Annotated in this window: 12 protein-coding genes; 8 read left to right on the top strand and 4 right to left on the bottom strand. The window is 50.5% G+C overall.

Annotation, left to right across the window (positions count from 1 at the left end):
- Positions 1-10 precede the first annotated feature (10 nt).
- The 8 genes from serS (at position 11) to ACQKDS_RS14880 (ending at position 10,645) form a co-directional block, all read left to right on the top strand.
- Positions 11-1,303: a serine--tRNA ligase gene (serS, locus tag ACQKDS_RS14915; protein ID WP_399672132.1), complete on the top strand. Its 1,293-nt coding sequence runs from the start codon at positions 11-13 to the stop codon at positions 1,301-1,303.
- 242 nt (positions 1,304-1,545) lie between these two features.
- Positions 1,546-3,996, top strand: coding sequence for a selenate/tellurate reductase subunit YnfE (ynfE, locus tag ACQKDS_RS14910; RefSeq protein WP_399672130.1), 2,451 nt, complete (start codon positions 1,546-1,548; stop codon positions 3,994-3,996).
- An 84-nt stretch (positions 3,997-4,080) separates the two neighbouring features.
- Entirely contained in the window at positions 4,081-6,531 is a 2,451-nt protein-coding gene (dmsA, locus tag ACQKDS_RS14905) for a dimethylsulfoxide reductase subunit A (protein WP_399672128.1), read from the top strand.
- Positions 6,532-6,541: 10 nt separating this feature from the next.
- Entirely contained in the window at positions 6,542-7,159 is a 618-nt protein-coding gene (locus ACQKDS_RS14900) for a DMSO/selenate family reductase complex B subunit (protein ID WP_399672126.1), read from the top strand.
- A gap of 1 nt (position 7,160) precedes the next feature.
- On the top strand, positions 7,161-8,021 hold the full coding sequence (locus tag ACQKDS_RS14895) for a dimethyl sulfoxide reductase anchor subunit family protein (protein WP_399672124.1): 861 nt from the start codon (positions 7,161-7,163) through the stop codon (positions 8,019-8,021).
- Positions 8,022-8,210: 189 nt separating this feature from the next.
- Positions 8,211-8,816, top strand: a complete 606-nt coding sequence (dmsD, locus tag ACQKDS_RS14890) for a Tat proofreading chaperone DmsD (protein WP_399672122.1) — start codon at positions 8,211-8,213, stop codon at positions 8,814-8,816.
- Positions 8,816-9,379, top strand: coding sequence for a 4Fe-4S dicluster domain-containing protein (locus ACQKDS_RS14885; RefSeq protein ID WP_399672120.1), 564 nt, complete (start codon positions 8,816-8,818; stop codon positions 9,377-9,379). Before dmsD ends, ACQKDS_RS14885 begins: the two co-directional genes overlap by 1 nt.
- Before the next feature lie 120 nt (positions 9,380-9,499).
- Positions 9,500-10,645, top strand: a complete 1,146-nt coding sequence (locus ACQKDS_RS14880; RefSeq protein ID WP_399672118.1) for an MFS transporter — start codon at positions 9,500-9,502, stop codon at positions 10,643-10,645.
- A gap of 82 nt (positions 10,646-10,727) precedes the next feature.
- On the opposite strand, the gene pflA is transcribed toward ACQKDS_RS14880, so the two are convergent.
- From pflA to ycaO, 4 genes are all read right to left on the bottom strand, one after another.
- Positions 10,728-11,468 carry a pyruvate formate lyase 1-activating protein gene (gene pflA / locus ACQKDS_RS14875; RefSeq protein ID WP_399672116.1) on the bottom strand — a complete coding sequence of 247 codons (741 nt, stop codon included), beginning with the start codon at positions 11,466-11,468 and terminating at the stop codon, positions 10,728-10,730.
- A 295-nt stretch (positions 11,469-11,763) separates the two neighbouring features.
- Complete coding sequence (gene pflB, locus ACQKDS_RS14870; protein WP_399672114.1) at positions 11,764-14,046, bottom strand: formate C-acetyltransferase; 2,283 nt, start codon at positions 14,044-14,046, stop codon at positions 11,764-11,766.
- 52 nt (positions 14,047-14,098) lie between these two features.
- On the bottom strand, positions 14,099-14,956 hold the full coding sequence (gene focA, locus ACQKDS_RS14865; protein ID WP_399672112.1) for a formate transporter FocA: 858 nt from the start codon (positions 14,954-14,956) through the stop codon (positions 14,099-14,101).
- A 453-nt stretch (positions 14,957-15,409) separates the two neighbouring features.
- Positions 15,410-17,173 carry a 30S ribosomal protein S12 methylthiotransferase accessory factor YcaO gene (gene ycaO / locus ACQKDS_RS14860; RefSeq protein WP_399672110.1) on the bottom strand — a complete coding sequence of 588 codons (1,764 nt, stop codon included), beginning with the start codon at positions 17,171-17,173 and terminating at the stop codon, positions 15,410-15,412.
- Positions 17,174-17,362 lie beyond the last annotated feature (189 nt).

Below are 17,362 nucleotides of genomic sequence, written 5' to 3'. Positions count from 1 at the left end.
CAGGACTAGCATGCTCGATCCCAATCTGCTGCGTAATGAGCTAGACGCAGTCGCCGAAAAACTGGCTCGCAGAGGCTTTAAACTCGATCTGGATTTGTTGCGTTCACAAGAAGAACGCCGCAAAGTTCTGCAGGTAGAAACTGAACAACTGCAGGCAGAACGTAATTCCCGATCGAAATCCATCGGCGCGGCGAAAGCGCGCGGGGAGGATATTGAGCCGCTGCGTCGCGAAGTGAACGAGCTGGGTGATAAGCTGGATGCGGCTAAGGCGGAACTGGATACGTTGCTGAGTGAAATCCGCGATTACGCTCTGACACTGCCCAACCTGCCAGATGATTCTGTGCCTAACGGTAAAGATGACAGCGAGAACCAAGAGGTCAGCCGTTGGGGGGAGCCACGTACCTATGATTTCCCGGTGCGCGATCACGTTGACTTAGGCGAGATGGCGGGGGGGTTAGATTTTGCCGCCGCGGTAAAACTGACGGGCTCACGTTTTGTGGTCATGAAAGGGCAAATTGCGCGCATGCACCGTGCGCTGGCGCAATTCATGCTGGATCTGCACACCGAACAGCATGGCTATCTGGAAACCTATGTCCCGTATTTGGTTAACCATGCCACGCTTTACGGTACGGGGCAGTTACCTAAGTTTGGTGATGACCTGTTCCATACCAAGCCGCTGGAAGAAGAGTCTGAAAGCAGCCATTATGCGCTGATTCCGACGGCGGAAGTTCCGGTAACCAATCTGGTGCGCGACGAAATTCTGGAAGAAGAAGCACTGCCGCTGAAAATGACTGCGCATACGCCGTGCTTCCGTGCTGAAGCCGGTTCTTATGGGCGTGATACCCGTGGTTTGATCCGTATGCACCAGTTCGATAAAGTTGAAATGGTTCAGATCGTGCGTCCAGAAGAATCGATGAACGCGTTAGAAGAGCTCACCGGTCACGCTGAAAAAGTGTTGCAATTGCTGAATCTGCCTTATCGTAAAGTGCTGCTGTGCACCGGCGACATGGGCTTTGGCGCCTGCAAAACTTACGATTTGGAAGTGTGGCTACCGGCGCAAAATACCTACCGTGAAATTTCTTCTTGTTCCAATATGTGGGATTTCCAAGCGCGCCGTATGCAGGCTCGCAGCCGTAGCAAAACGGAGAAAAAACCGCGCTTGGTGCATACACTGAACGGTTCAGGCTTAGCGGTGGGGCGTACCTTGGTCGCGGTGTTGGAGAACTATCAGCAAGTTGATGGCCGCATTCAGGTGCCAGAGGTATTGCGTCCATACATGGGTGGCCTTGACTATATTGGCTAAATAACACCGATTCTATAAAAGCGCCTTAGGGCGCTTTTTTTGTTTGCATCGTGTCACTACAAATTTCCTCGCTTTATTGATAGCAGACAAAGTTTGCTACTCACTTATAGGTAATATCCCTCGTCATGGAGGGGTAATTCTATTCCAATAATCTCGCAGATAATTTGCGGCTCTCCTCCAGACAGGCTTTGAACTCTCGGTTATAGCCTGCCCCATGTTGGGATAAGTTTTGGAGCGAGTGTATGTCGAACATAAAATCACCATTGCTGGGCGGGGAAATCAGCCGCCGAACATGGATAAAAGCCAGTGCGGCAGTAGGACTGACGATGGCCGCCGGCGGTATCACATTACCCTTCAGTCAGCGAGCACTGGCCGATTCGGTGCGTGCCGCCAGACAAGCGGCAGCGGAAGACAAAGTTGTGTGGGGCGCCTGTTCCGTTAACTGCGGTAGCCGCTGTGCACTACGTTTGCACGTACGTGATGACGAAGTCTATTGGGTTGAGACGGATAACACCGGCGCAGACATTTATGGTAATCATCAAGTTCGTGCCTGTTTGCGTGGCCGCTCCATCCGTCGCCGCATGAATCATCCTGAACGTCTTAATTATCCGATGAAGCGAGTAGGAAAACGCGGCGAAGGTAAGTTTAAACGTATTAGCTGGGAGGAAGCCTACAGCGAAATTGTCAGTAACTTGCAACGTATTGTTGAAAAGTACGGCAATGAAGCGGTGTACATCAATTACACCTCTGGCATCGTTGGGGGAAATATCACCCGCTCATCACCGTACGCATCATTAGTCGCGCGTTTGATGAACTGTTACGGCGGTTTTCTTAGCCATTATGGTACGTACAGTACCGCGCAGATTGCCTGCGCTATGCCCTATACCTACGGGAGTAATGAAGGGAATAGCACGTCGGATATTGAAAATAGCAAACTGGTGGTGCTGTTTGGCAATAACCCCGCGGAGACGCGCATGAGCGGCGGCGGGATTAGCTATTACTTGGAACAGGCGCGCGAACGTTCCAATGCGCGAATGATTGTCATCGATCCCCGTTATACCGACACGGCAGCAGGGCGTGAAGATGAATGGATACCGATCCGGCCTGGCACTGATGCGGCGTTAGTTGCGGGTTTGGCTCATGTGTTGATCAGTGAAAATAGGGTCGATCAGGCATTTCTGGATACCTACTGTGTGGGGTACGACGAAAAAACATTACCCGCAGGCGCGCCAGCTAATGGACATTATAAAGCCTATATTCTGGGTTACGGTGATGACGGAATTGAAAAAACACCGTTATGGGCGTCGAAAATTACCGGTATCCCGGCCGATCGCATCATCAAACTGGCGCGTGAGATCGGCAGTACGAAACCCGCCTATATTTCACAAGGTTGGGGGCCGCAGCGGCAGGCCAATGGTGAGCTGACTTCTCGGGCTATTGCGATGCTGCCCATTTTGACCGGTAACGTCGGCATTAACGGTGGCAACAGCGGAGCGCGTGAGTCTACCTACACCATTACCATCGAACGTATGCCGGTGTTAGACAATCCGGTGAAAACCCAGATATCCTGTTTTAGCTGGACCGATGCCATTGTGCGTGGGCCGGAAATGACCGCCAAACGTGACGGCGTACGTGGTAAAGAACGGCTGGACGTCCCCATCAAGTTCATTTGGAACTATGCCGGTAACACCCTGATAAACCAGCATTCAGACATCAATAAAACCCACGATATTTTACAGGATGACGCGCAATGCGAGATGATCGTGGTGTTGGAAAACTTCATGACGGCGTCGGCTAAATATGCCGATATTCTGTTGCCAGACCTGATGACCGTTGAGCAAGAGGATATCATTCCTAATGATTACGCCGGCAATATGGGGTATCTGATTTTCATCCAGCCCGCAACATCCGCCAAGTTTGAACGTAAGCCGATTTATGAGGTGATGAGTGAAATAGCGCGTCGCTTAGGGCCAGAGGTTTATCAGACGTTCACCGAAGGGCGCTCGCAGGCGCAATGGCTGCAACACCTCTATGCCAAAATGCGGGAAAAAGATCCTCAGTTGCCGTCCTACGAAGCATTACGTCAGATGGGGATTTATAAGCGCAAAGATCCCAATGGTCATTTTGTCGCCTATCAACAATTCCGCCAACACCCCGAGACTCACCCGCTGAATACCCCTTCCGGCAAGATTGAGATCTACTCCGCTCGTTTGGCTGAAATTGCTGCAACGTGGGATCTACAGCCCGATGAAACCATCAGCCCGTTACCCATTTACGCGTCAACTTTTGAAGGCTGGGACGATCCGCTGCGCAAAGATTATCCGTTGCAAATGTTCGGTTTTCACTACAAGGCACGCACGCATTCAAGCTACGGCAATATTGACGTTTTGCAGGCGGCTTGTCCGCAGGAGGTGTGGATTAACCCGCTGGACGCCGAAGCGCGCAGCATCGTGCAGGGAGACACGGTTCGAGTGTTTAACGCGCGTGGTGAAATACGCGTAGCCGCTAAAGTGACGCCGCGTATCATGCCGGGTGTGGTCGCTATGGGGCAGGGAGCCTGGCATCAAGCCAATATGCGGGGCGATCGGATCGACCACGGTGCTTGTATGAATACCCTGACCACGCATCGCCCTTCGCCACTGGCGAAAGGTAATCCGCAACATACCAATCTCATTCAAATCGATAAGGTGTGATCAGAGCGCTGAGTCAACCTCATAACTTATTGTTGCCGCCGCAGGGTTGGGCGGCAAGTTGAAGCAACCCAGAGTGATATCATTATGAGCAAAAAAGAAACAAAAACGCGGACTGATTTTGCCTGCTCCCGACGCAAATTGATAAAGAGCGCTGCCATCGGCAGTTTGGCAGTGTCGGCAGGTGGTTTTGCATTGCCGTTTACACGCCAGACTCACGCACAGGCATCAATGGCACCCGTAGCCTCTCAATCCGATGAGAAGGTGGTTTGGAGCGCCTGTACCGTCAACTGCGGTAGCCGTTGTCCATTACGTATGCATGTAACGGATGGCGAAATACGCTATGTCGAAACGGATAATACCGGTGACGATGCGTATGAAGGGCTGCATCAGGTTCGTGCCTGTCTGCGTGGTCGTTCGATGCGCCGTCGGGTATATAACCCGGATAGGCTGAAGTATCCGATGAAGCGCGTAGGCAAACGTGGCGAGGGTAAATTTAAGCGTATCAGTTGGGATGAAGCCTTCACGCTGGTGAGTGATAACCTCAAGCGAATCATTAAAGATTATGGCAACGAAGCCATTTATCTAAATTATGGCACGGGTACGTTAGGCGGTACCATGACCCGCTCGTGGCCACCGGGTGCCACGTTGATCGCGCGCTTGATGAACTGTTGCGGTGGCTATCTCAATCATTATGGTGACTACAGTTCGGCGCAGATCGCCGCCGGGCTTAATTATACCTATGGCGGTTGGGCTGATGGTAACAGCCCGACAGATATTGAAAACAGTCAGTTGGTGGTGATGTTCGGTAATAATCCGGGCGAAACCCGTATGAGCGGCGGTGGCGTGACGTATCTGCTGGAGCAAGCACGGGAGCGTTCAAATGCGCGGCTGATCATTATTGATCCACGCTATACCGATACGGCGGCAGGGCGTGAAGATGAGTGGATTCCCATTCGCCCTGGCACCGATGGCGCATTGGTTGCCGGTTTAGCGCATGTCTTGATCACAGAAAACCTCGTCGATCAGCCATTTTTGGATAAATACTGTGTGGGTTACGATGAAAAAACGCTGCCTGCAGGTGCGCCAACCAACGGCCATTACAAAGCCTATATTCTTGGGCAGGGTGATGATGGTATCGAGAAAACCCCCGCCTGGGCCGAGAAAATCACGGGTATTCCAGCGGCACGTATCATTCAGTTGGCACGTGAAATAGGTAGCGCGAAACCGGCTTATATCTGCCAGGGATGGGGACCACAACGGCATGCTAATGGTGAAATAGCCACGCGGGCTATCGCAATGCTGCCGATTCTTACTGGCAACGTTGGGATCAATGGCGGCAATAGCGGTGCCCGAGAAGGCTCTTACAGTTTGCCGTTCGTCCGTATGCCGACATTGGAAAACCCAATCAAAACCAGCATTTCGATGTTCCTTTGGACAGACGCGATTGCACGTGGGACGGAAATGACGGCTAAGCGCGATGGCGTGCGCGGTAAAGATAAGCTCGACGTGCCGATCAAATTCATCTGGAACTATGCCGGTAATTGCCTGATTAATCAGCATTCTGATATTAACCGGACTCATGACATTTTGCAGGATGATAAACAGTGCGAAATGATCGTGGTGATTGATAACCACATGACCGCTTCAGCTAAATATGCCGATCTCATTTTGCCCGATTGTACGGCATCAGAGCAGATGGATTTTTGTCTTGATGCCTCAAGCGGCAATATGGGGTACGTGATTTTTGCTAATCAAGCGATAACACCGCGCTTTGAATGCAAAACCATTTATGACATGACCAGCGAGATTGCCCGGCGTATGGGGGTTGAGCAACGTTTTACTGAAGGGCGTGACCAAGAGCAGTGGTTGCGGTACCTCTATCAACAGTCGCGTGAAAAGCTCCCGGGATTACCGAGCTTTGAGCAATTCTTGGCGCAGGGCATCTACAAACAGCGCGATCCCGACGGGCATCACGTTGCTTATCGTGATTTTCGTGCCGATCCGGCGGCAAACCCACTGACTACGCCGTCGGGGAAAATTGAAATCTACTCAACGGCCTTGGCTGAGTTGGCCGCAATCTGGGAACTCGATAAAGATGATGTGATTCATCCCTTGCCCGTCTATGCGGCAGGGTTTGAAAACTATAACGATCCGCTTGCTAGCCAATATCCTCTGCAACTGACCGGCTTCCATTATAAAGCGCGTACCCACTCTACCTACGGCAATGTTGATGTCTTAAAAGCGGCGTGTCGACAGGAAATGTGGATCAACCCGATCGACGCCGCACAGCGCAACATAACCAACGGCGATTTAATTCGCATTTTTAACGATCGTGGCGAGGTACGGATCAACGCCAAAGTCACGCCGCGGATGCGGCCGGGTGTTGTGGCGCTGGGGGAAGGTGCCTGGTATACGCCGGATGGTAGTCGTATCGACCATGCAGGCAGCATCAACGTACTTACCACCCAACGGCCGTCGCCATTGGCGAAAGGTAACCCGTCTCATACCAACCTGGTGCAGGTTGCCAAGATTTAAGGAGTAGTGGATGACTACGCAATACGGATTTTTTATTGATTCAAGCCGCTGCACCGGCTGTAAAACGTGTGAGCTGGCCTGTAAAGACTACAAAAACCTGACGCCTGACGTCAGCTTTCGCCGCATTTATGAATATGCCGGTGGGGATTGGCAGCAGGATGGTGATGGCTGGCACCAGAATGTGTTTGCTTACTATCTGTCGATTGCTTGTAACCATTGTGAAGACCCAGCCTGTACCAAAGTGTGTCCGAGTGGCGCGATGCATAAACGCGATGATGGGTTTGTGGTCGTCAATGAAGAGGTTTGCATTGGGTGCCGTTACTGCCATATGGCTTGCCCATATGGTGCTCCGCAGTATAACGCGGCAAAAGGGCACATGACCAAGTGTGATGGCTGCCATGAGCGCGTCGCCGACGGTAAAAAACCGATCTGTGTGGAGTCTTGCCCATTACGGGCTTTGGATTTTGGCCCGATTGACGAGTTACGTCAGCAGCATGGCACCTTAGCGCAGGTTGCGCCGTTGCCTGCGGCGCATTTCACCCAACCGTGCATTGTGCTTAAACCTAACGCCAATAGCCGCCCAACCGGCGACACCACCGGCCATCTGGCCAATCCAAAGGAGGTATAACATGGGTATGGGATGGCATGAATGGCCACTGATGTTGTTTACGGTATTAGGTCAATGCGTAGTGGGGGGGGTGATCGTGATGGGGTTGGCGCTGATGAGCGGTAATCTGACCGATCGTGAACGCCAAGCGGTGCATCGCTCGATGTTTTTTCTATGGTTATTGATGGGGATTGCGTTTATTGCCTCCGTTTTGCACTTGGGCTCACCACTGCGGGCGTTCAACTCGTTAAACCGCATCGGGGCCTCGCCGCTAAGTAATGAAATTGCCAGCGGTTCACTGTTTTTTGCCGTTGGCGGTATTTATTGGCTATTGGCCATGTTTAACAAGATACCCTCAGCCTTGGGTAAACTGTGGTTGATGGTGATCATGTTATTGGGTTTGCTGTTTGTGTATGCAATGACGCGCGTATATCAAATAGATACGGTGCCAACTTGGCATAACAGCTACACTACGCTGGGCTTTTTCTTGACGGTGTTTATTGGTGGGCCAATGCTGGGCGTTTTATTGTTGCGCGCGGCTGGATTGACGGTTGCCAAGCGTAACGCCTTGATCATGGTCAGTGTGATAGCGTTGCTGGTGAGTCTGGGGGCGGCAATCATGCAGGGCAGCGAACTGGCGACAATCAGCAGCTCGGTGCAGCAAGCATCTGCGCTCATTCCTCAGTATGGGCAGTTGATGGTTTGGCGTTTAGTGCTGGTGGTATTAGGCCTTGGCTGTTGGATCTGCCCTCAGCTGCGGCGTGGTAACGCGAATGTCATGGGGTTGACGCTCGGCTTTATATTCGTGGTCGCCGGGGAGTTGATCGGCCGCGGTGTCTTTTACGGCCTGCATATGACCGTCGGTATGGCGGTGGCAGGCTAATGTTAATGATGAGTATCGTTATCTCTCATCAATTTTAAACTGTCGTGGGGCGATAATTGACGGAGCCCCGGCGCTGTGTTTTCAGAAGCCGGGGTGAATGCCAACAGCCAAGCAAGATATAGCCCCAATGCTGATAACAACGGTTTGAAAGAGGATGGGAAGGCGCTGCTAAGATGGAAAATTGATGTTATGAAGCTTGAGAATATTGCGTTAACTGGCCGCGTACTCGGGGTGTTGTTGTATGCACCGCCGGAAAGCGATGAATGTCGTACCTTATTGGCGGCCATGAGCGATCCTGCCTGGTTGGCGGAGTGGCCTTATGACGAGAACCAATCTGCCGCACAGATCGCCGAAGGTATCAAAGACCAACAGTCAGAGACGCTATCGCAAGCGTATCAACGGCTGTTTGTCGGGCCTTATGCTTTGCCCGCGCCACCGTGGGGATCGGTCTATCTGGATAAAGAAAGTGTACTGTTTGGTGACTCGACCTTGCGTCTGCGTAAATGGTTACGCAATAACGGCATCGATACTCAACGTGAGCAAAACGAGCCGGAAGATCATATAGGGACGTTGTTGATGATGGCTGCTTGGTTGGCAGAAGAACAGCAGGGTAAGTTGTTGCAAAGCTTATTGGCCCAACATGTTTTACCTTGGGCACCGCGCTTTTTGGCTCTGTTGGAACAATATGCGGCGCATCCATTCTATCTAGGATTGGCGCAGTTGGCACAAAGCACGTTGAACGCGTGGGCACAAGAGTGTACGGAACCAGTAGCCGAATTGGAGCTGTATTTCTAATGGAAAATGAACAGTCTCTGAGTGCTGAAGGCCGTCAGCGTCGGCGGCTGTTTACCCATTGGGTTGCGCGTGTTAAGCAACCGCTAAATACCGAAGGTAAAGACGTGCCACCTATTGTTGCACGTCCACCGCAGGCGTTACCAGAGCCCCTTTTCAGCGCTGCGTGTAACGGCTGTGGTGATTGCCTTAACGTCTGTCCATACGGTTTATTGACCTTGGAAAACGATAAAGCCACGCTTAACGTTGAATTTACCGAGTGTGATCACTGCACCCAATGTACTTCAGCCTGCCGGACCGGCGCATTACGAACCCACATGCCCTGCGATACCACGCTGCGCCCGCAAATCAGTGCGAGTTGTCTGGGGCGGCAGGACAGTTGCCGAATATGTATCATCAGTTGCCCACAACAGGCGTTGTCATTGGGCCAAACGGCACAAGGCGATCGTCAATTACAATGTAATGAGCTGCAATGTAACGGCTGCGGCTTGTGCAAGTTATCTTGCTTTCACGGCCATATTTCGCTGGCCGCGACCGGAGAGAGAGCACTGCCAGCACGGCTTTGAACGTCTCCTCAAAAATTTAATCAACATATTGTGCTATTCCCCTGAGTTAGCCAATTGACTTTTTTATCGCCAGTGGCATGATGCGCACACCTTCATTGCGTGTTCGGTTTCTATTTCATTATGTCCGCATATTCCCGCCCAGTGCTACTGCTGCTCTGTGGCTTATTGTTGATCACGGTTTCCATTGCCGTATTGAATACGTTAGTCCCTCTTTGGTTAAATCATGCCCAGCTGGCAACCTGGCAAGTTGGCATGGTCAGTTCTTCTTACTTTACGGGTAATTTAGTCGGCACGTTGGTTGCCGGTAAACTGATTAAACGTATCGGCTTCACGCGCAGTTACCACGTTGCCTGCTTGGTTTTTGCGGTGGCTACCGCCGGTATGGTGTTATCACTCGATTTTTGGAGTTGGATGGGGTGGCGCTTCTTTGCCGGCATGGGGTGCGCTTGGATATGGGTCATTGTAGAAAGTGCGCTATTACGCAGTGGTAATCTGAGTAACCGTGGTCAACTGCTGGCGGCTTACATGATGGTTTACTATCTCGGGACGGTAGTGGGGCAATTGTTACTGGGTATGGTTTCTACCCAGTTACTCAGCGTACTGCCGTGGGTGACCGCTTTGGTGGTTATCGCAATGTTGCCAATGCTATTTGCGCGTGTTAACCGTGCGGAAGATGAGCCGCCACAGGCCGCCGTTTGGCCCATGCTGAAACGCCGAGGTGCTCGGCTCGGCATTAACGGTTGTATTATTTCTGGTATTGTCTTGGGATCGTTATATGGATTGATGCCGTTATATTTATCGCATCAAGGGTTTAGTGATGCCAATGTGGGTTACTGGATGGCGTTGTTAGTCAGCTCAGGCATCATTGGACAATGGCCTGTCGGGCGCATGGCCGATCGCTACGGTAGATTGCTGGTGCTACGCATTCAGGTCTTCGTGGTGATTCTGGCTAGTGTGGCGATGTTGAGCCATTATGCGATGGCGCCGACGTTGTTCATTCTTGGCTGCGCGGGCTTTACCTTATATCCGGTGGCTATGTCTTGGGCCTGTGAGAAAGCATTACCACATGAATTGGTGGCAATGAATCAGGCTCTGTTGATGAGTTATACCATCGGCAGTTTAGTTGGCCCATCCATGACAGCGATGTTGATGCAGAATTATTCTGACCATGTATTGTTTGTGATGATTGCTGCCGTTGCACTGGTGTATTTGGTGATGTTGTTAAAAAGACCCGATCATCATCACACGCCATTGGCTGCCGCGTAATGAAAGTGGTTTTTCGAGCCTAATAAAAATGCCACTCGGATTTAACCGAGTGGCATCAGTCTCTGGCCGAGATCGCCGAAAGTTAATAAATCACGTGGTGACCATAACTTTCCAAGATTCCTTTTACCCGCTCCATGGTTTCCGCTTTTGGCGGATGGACGCCATCTAGCTTGTATTCTTCGCCCATCGCTACCCATTTATGTTTGCCTAACTCATGGTAGGGCAACAATTCGATCTTTTCGATGTTGGTCATGTCTTTGGTGAACTCACCCAGCAAATGCGCGGACTTATCATCATCTGACCATCCCGGGACGACCACATAGCGGATCCACGTGCGTTGATTGCGCTTCGCTAAATAGCGAGCGAATTCCAGCGTACGGTGATTAGAAACCCCGACCAGATTCTGATGAATGGCATCATCCATTTGTTTCAGATCGAGCATGACAAGATCGGTGGTATCTAATAGCTCGTCAATCACCGGATCGTAACGACGTACAAACCCATTGGTATCCAAACAGGTATTGATCCCTTCTTCGTGGCAAGCACGGAACCAATCGCGTACAAACTCAGCCTGCAGAATAGCTTCACCACCGGACGCGGTAACGCCTCCGCCAGATGCATTCATAAAATGACGATAGGAAACAGCATCTTTCATCAGTTCTTCAACGGTGACTTCTTTCCCGCCGTGCGTATCCCAAGTATCACGGTTGTGGCAATACAGGCAGCGCATCAGGCAGCCCTGGAAGAAAACAATAAAGCGGATACCTGGGCCATCAACGGTGCCACAGGATTCGAAGGAGTGAATGCGACCTTTCACTGACATTGCGGGGTTTTCTCCAATATTGACTGTCAAACGCAGCCTAAAAATAGGTGTATAGCCGCCAGTCAGGTATCAGCGATGCGGTAATAGGGCAGCGCCCAATACCAGAGTGGAAAGATGCCTGTTGGCCGGCTATTTACCGGATAACTGTTTTGCCGGATATCCATCGATTATAGACGTCTGGCAAAACAGACTCATCTCGAGTCAGGGGGGAGTGTGATGTGTTAAAAAGGCCGGAAAATCCGGCCCCAGTAGCAATTGACTCAGCGGGTTGTTACCCACCCGCTGAGTTTACGGATTACATCGTTTGGGTGAACGTACGGGTAATCACATCTTGTTGCTGTTCTTTAGTCAGCGAGTTGAAGCGTACAGCATAACCGGATACGCGGATGGTCAACTGAGGATATTTCTCAGGGTTTTCCATTGCGTCCAGCAGCATTTCACGGTTCATTACGTTAACGTTCAGGTGCTGACCCCCTTCAATTGACGCCTCGTGGTGGAAGTAGCCATCCATCAGACCGGCCAGGTTGGCTTTACGCACGTCGTCGTCTTTACCCAGTGCGTTTGGCACGATGGAGAAGGTGTAAGAGATACCATCTTTCGCGTAAGCAAACGGCAGTTTGGCGACGGAAGTCAGAGAGGCTACTGCACCTTTCTGGTCACGGCCGTGCATTGGGTTAGCACCAGGGCCAAATGGCGCGCCAGCACGGCGACCGTCTGGGGTATTACCCGTTTTTTTACCGTACACTACGTTGGAGGTGATGGTCAGTACAGATTGTGTTGGCACAGCATTGCGGTAGGTGCGCAGTTTCTGAATTTTCTTCATGAAACGTTCTACCAGATCACACGCGATGTCATCAACGCGAGGATCGTTGTTACCAAATTGCGGATATTCGCCTTCGACTTTGAAGTCAATGGCTAAACCGTCTTCGTCACGAATGGTAGAAACTTTCGCGTACTTGATGGCAGACAGGGAGTCAGCCGCCACGGACAGGCCAGCGATACCGCAAGCCATGGTGCGGTAAACATCACGGTCATGCAATGCCATCAGCGCCGCTTCATAGCTGTACTTGTCGTGCATGTAGTGAATAATGTTCAGTGCGGTAACATACTGTTTAGCTAACCAATCCATAAAGTGATCCATGCGTTCCATGACTTTGTCATAGTCCAGCACGGTATCCATCATTGGGGCTTCTTTCGGACCAACCTGCATTTTCAGTTTTTCGTCAACGCCGCCGTTGATCGCATACAACATGGTTTTAGCCAGGTTGGCACGCGCACCGAAGAACTGCATTTGTTTACCAACAATCATTGGGCTGACACAACAGGCGATGGCGTAGTCATCGTTGTTGAAATCAGGGCGCATCAGATCATCGTTTTCATACTGTACGGAAGAGGTATCGATGGAGACTTTCGCCGCGAATTTTTTGAAGTTCAGTGGCAGTTTTTCAGACCACAGAATGGTCATGTTTGGTTCTGGAGATGGCCCCATGGTGTACAGCGTATTCAGGAAGCGGAAGCTGTTTTTGGTAACCAGAGTACGACCATCAACGCCCATACCTGCCAGGGATTCTGTCGCCCAGATCGGGTCGCCAGAGAACAGCTCATCATATTCCGGGGTACGCAGGAAACGAACCATACGCAGTTTCATGACCAAGTGGTCAATCAATTCCTGAGCTTGTTCTTCCGTCAGTTTACCGGCGTTGATGTCACGTTCGATGTACACGTCAAGGAAGGTGGATACACGACCGAAGGACATCGCCGCGCCGTTTTGGGATTTCACCGCGGCCAAGTAACCGAAGTAGGTCCACTGTACGGCTTCTTGTGCGTTAGTCGCTGGGCGGGAAATATCGCAACCGTATTTGGCCGCCATTTCTTTAATTTGACCCAGAGCGCGATGCTGTTCTGCGATTTCTTCACGCAGTTGGATGGTCATTTCCAGATCTTCGCCGTTTTCCAGCTTGTCTTGCAGTGACTTGAACTGGTTCAGCTTGTCAGCCATCAGGAAATCGATGCCGTACAGCGCAACGCGACGATAGTCACCGATGATACGGCCACGACCGTAGGCATCTGGCAGACCGGTCAGAACGCCAGATTTACGGCAGTTCAGGATATCTTTGGTGTAAACATCGAAGACGCCTTGGTTGTGCGTTTTACGGTATTCGGTGAAAACTTTTTTCAGCTGTGGATCCAGTTCGCGGCCATAAACCTTGCACGAACCTTCAACCATTTTGATGCCGCCGAATGGAATCAACGCACGTTTTAATGGCGCTTCCGTTTGCAGACCGACGATGGTTTCCAGGTCTTTATTGATGTAGCCCGCATCGTGGGAAATGATGGTAGAGGCAACGTTGGTGTCGAAGTCAACTGGCGCATGAGTGCGGTTTTCCAGTTTGATCCCTTCCATGACTTTGTCCCACAGCGTGGTGGTGGCTTGAGTTGCGCCAGCCAGGAAGGATTCATCACCCTCATAAGGGGTGTAGTTTTTCTGGATAAAGTCACGCACGTTGACTTCGTTCTGCCAGTCACCTTTGCTGAAACCTTCCCAAGCTTGGGCTAACTTCTCATTAAGTTCGGTCATTATACACCTACCTTCTAATTGTGGATTTCGGACCTGGCGTTGCGATGGCAGCTTAGTGCTGCTGGTCACCACGCAGATAAATTACCCAATAAGTCAATCCAACCAGCAGACCGCCGCCAATGATATTGCCGATAGTGACGGGAATCAGGTTGTCGAAAATGAAATTGCTTACTGTCAGGTGAGCGAAGTGCTCGGGTGCTGTTCCTACGGCTTGCCAGAACTCTGGCGTGGCGAAATGTTTAACCACAATACCCATAGGAATCATAAACATGTTAGCAATGCTGTGCTCAAAACCGCTGGCGACGAACATCGCGACGGGCAGGATCATGGCAAACATTTTATCCATCAAACTGCGGCCAGAGTAGCTCATCCATACGGCCAGGCAAACCATCAGGTTAGCTAAAATGCCAAGACAGACGGCCTCAATGAATGTGTGATGCAGCTTATGATCGGCGGTTTGTAATACGTTCAACCCCCATAAACCGTTGGCGGCCATATATTCGCCAGAAAACCAAATCAGAGCGACAAAAAACAGCGCACCGATCAGATTACCAATATAGACATTTAGCCAGTTGGCTGCCAGTTGACCCCAAGTAATACGGCCGCTGGCTTTGGCTATCACGATCAGTACCGTGGAGGTGAACAAATCCGCGCCGCAGACGACAACTAACATTAACCCCATCGAGAAACAGATACCACCAATCAGTTTGGCTATGCCAAAAGGTATTGCAGCGGTGCCTGTTGTCGCAGTGATATAGAATACAAAAGCGATAGAAATGAAGACACCAGCAGTAATCGCCAAATAAAATGTTTTTAACGGCTGTTTAGTAGCTTTATATACGCCTGCATCTTCGGCAACTTTTGCCATTGCGGCAGGTAATAACAGATCGAAAGGGTTGTCTGTTTTCACGCTAGCTCTCGCTCTAAAGGGTTAAAACAACGCAATGAGATACTAGCAAAGCAGTATAAGGTAAAAATTGATTTGGATCATGACGGGCCGAAGTAAAACGCTCAAAAACCGTAATAAAAACAAGGTTTAATGCGTTATTTTATTGAATTTTATAGGAAAAATATTTTTTAATGTTTGCAATTTTTTTTGAAAAACCCAGTGTTTACTACGTGTTTTGCGTTAAATATTTGCTTTATTTTCGCATGTAGACAGCTAAAGATTAATGCATGGTTAATTTATATTTCACCGTCACGTAACAAATAATCGATGTATTGCTGAATTGTGCTTTTTTTTTAAGATTAAAACCGATAATAACGATTAATTAAGCAGCATAAATTAATCTGAAAATAAGGCGCGGTAAGGATACCGATTGGGAAGTTGCGCCGGCACACAGCGGCCGGCGCAGATAATCAATTAGGCTTTAGCCCAATAGCGGCGTTTCGCCTGTTGTAGCTTTTCATAGGCGGCGAGCAGCGCCTGATGAGCGGGTAGCGCTTTGAGGTCGTTATCTACGGCAAACAACCCATTAAAGCGTTCTTCACCGCTCATGGCCGCAGACGCAGCGTCAACGGCTTCATGACCATACATCTTGACGAAAGCGTGATGATATTGCGCAGGATCGCGTTCTGGCTCTTGAGCGAGTAATAACAGTGTCTGTAGGCAACGATAGTAATTACTACGCTGTGGGCTCATGACTGACGCATTGAAGTCTTGCGTCCATTCCGTCCAAATCAGCGCCTGCTCCATATCTCCCCCAGCCAGTGCCAGCATGGACTTGAGCTCACCGACGCGCAGCGTATGCCAAGCGTTATCTTTACCAGAGGCGATGCCCAATAACTCGCGTACCCGAGTAAAGTCATCGAGGCCTTCATCATCCAGACGTTCGAGCAGGGCCAGATATTCTTCCGGTGCCCAATCGCTGCCAGGCAACGCCAACAGTGTATCGCGCAGGTGTGCGCCCATACTGTTATTGGCCAGCAGTAAATCCTCTGCCGGGTAGATGTCTGACATACCCGGCACGATGATGCGGCAGGCGTAGACACCCAAATGTTCGTAATCTGCGATGTACACTTCGGCATCTTCTTTTTGGAAGATGTTCATTAAGGTAGTGAATTCTTCCTGCGTGCTGCCGCTGAAGCTCCAGTCAACAAACGGGTAATCCGCATCTTGCTTAAACATATCCCAAGAAATCAGGCCGCTGGAATCAATGAAGTGTGTTTCCAGGTTGGCATGTTCGGCAACTTCTTCATCGTCAAAGGTGGGGGCGGTAAACACATCCAGATCTTTCAGGCTGCGGCCTTGCAACAGCTCGGTAACCGTCCGCTCCAACGCGACGCCGAAATCCGGATGGGCGCCAAATGAGGCAAAACAGGTGCCGTTGGCTGGGTTGAACAGCACTACACAGATGACCGGGTAATGACCGCCCAAAGAGGCATCATAGGACAAGATAGGGAAGCCTTCTTCTTCCAGCTTAGCGATAGCTTCGACCACCTCTGGATAGCGGCCCAGAACCTCGGCAGGAATTTCTGGCAGACTGATTGATTCGGCGATAATGCGGTTTTTCACATATCGCTCGAACACTTCCGACAGGCCTTGTACGCGGGCTTCACTGGCTGTGTTACCGGCAGACATGCCATTCGACACATACAGGTTGCCAATGATGTTCATGGGGATATACACCGTTTCCCGATCGGACTGACGGATGAACGGCAGGGCGCAGATACCGCGATCGCCATTACCTGACTGCAGATCGATGAGTTCACTGGCGCGCACTTCTTGCTCAGGATTATAGAAGGCATGCAAGCGCTCATCGAGGATCCCTGACGGTAGTGAATCATCTGCGGGGATCGGGAACCACTTTTCATTTGGATAATGGACGAAATCACCTTCTGCGATCTGTTTACCCAAATAGAAGTCGGCAAAGAAATAGTTGGTCGACAAACGTTCGAAATATTCGCCCAAAGCGGAAGCCAACGCGGCTTTTTTGCTGGCACCTTTACCGTTGGTAAAACAAAGTGGGCAATCGCGATCGCGAATATGCACAGACCAAACGTGCGGAACCGGATTAAGCCAGGAAGCCTCTTCGATGTTGAAACCTAAATCAGTTAATTTTTGTTGGAAACGGCTGATGGAGTCTTCCAGTGCGGCGTCTTTACCGGGGATAAAAGTTTGCGTCATCGTCTTCACTTTATGTTTTCATGTTGATAGGTGTTTTTATTTTGCCTTTATTTTTCAATGTATTAACTAAAAATGAGGGCTGTATATTGTTCCAGTGTTTTTTGACGTTTTCTCATTCTTGCAGCAAAATGTGGGGTACGTGGTGGGGCCGAGCTGAACACTAAAAACAGCCTGCCATGAAGATGGCTT

Source organism: Serratia sp. NPDC078593, assembly GCF_050268245.1.
In the GTDB taxonomy this organism is placed as follows: Bacteria; Pseudomonadota; Gammaproteobacteria; order Enterobacterales; family Enterobacteriaceae; genus JBNNGK01.
The sequence above is the reverse complement of the archived record's forward strand: the minus strand, read 5'-3'. Positions and strand labels throughout refer to the sequence as shown.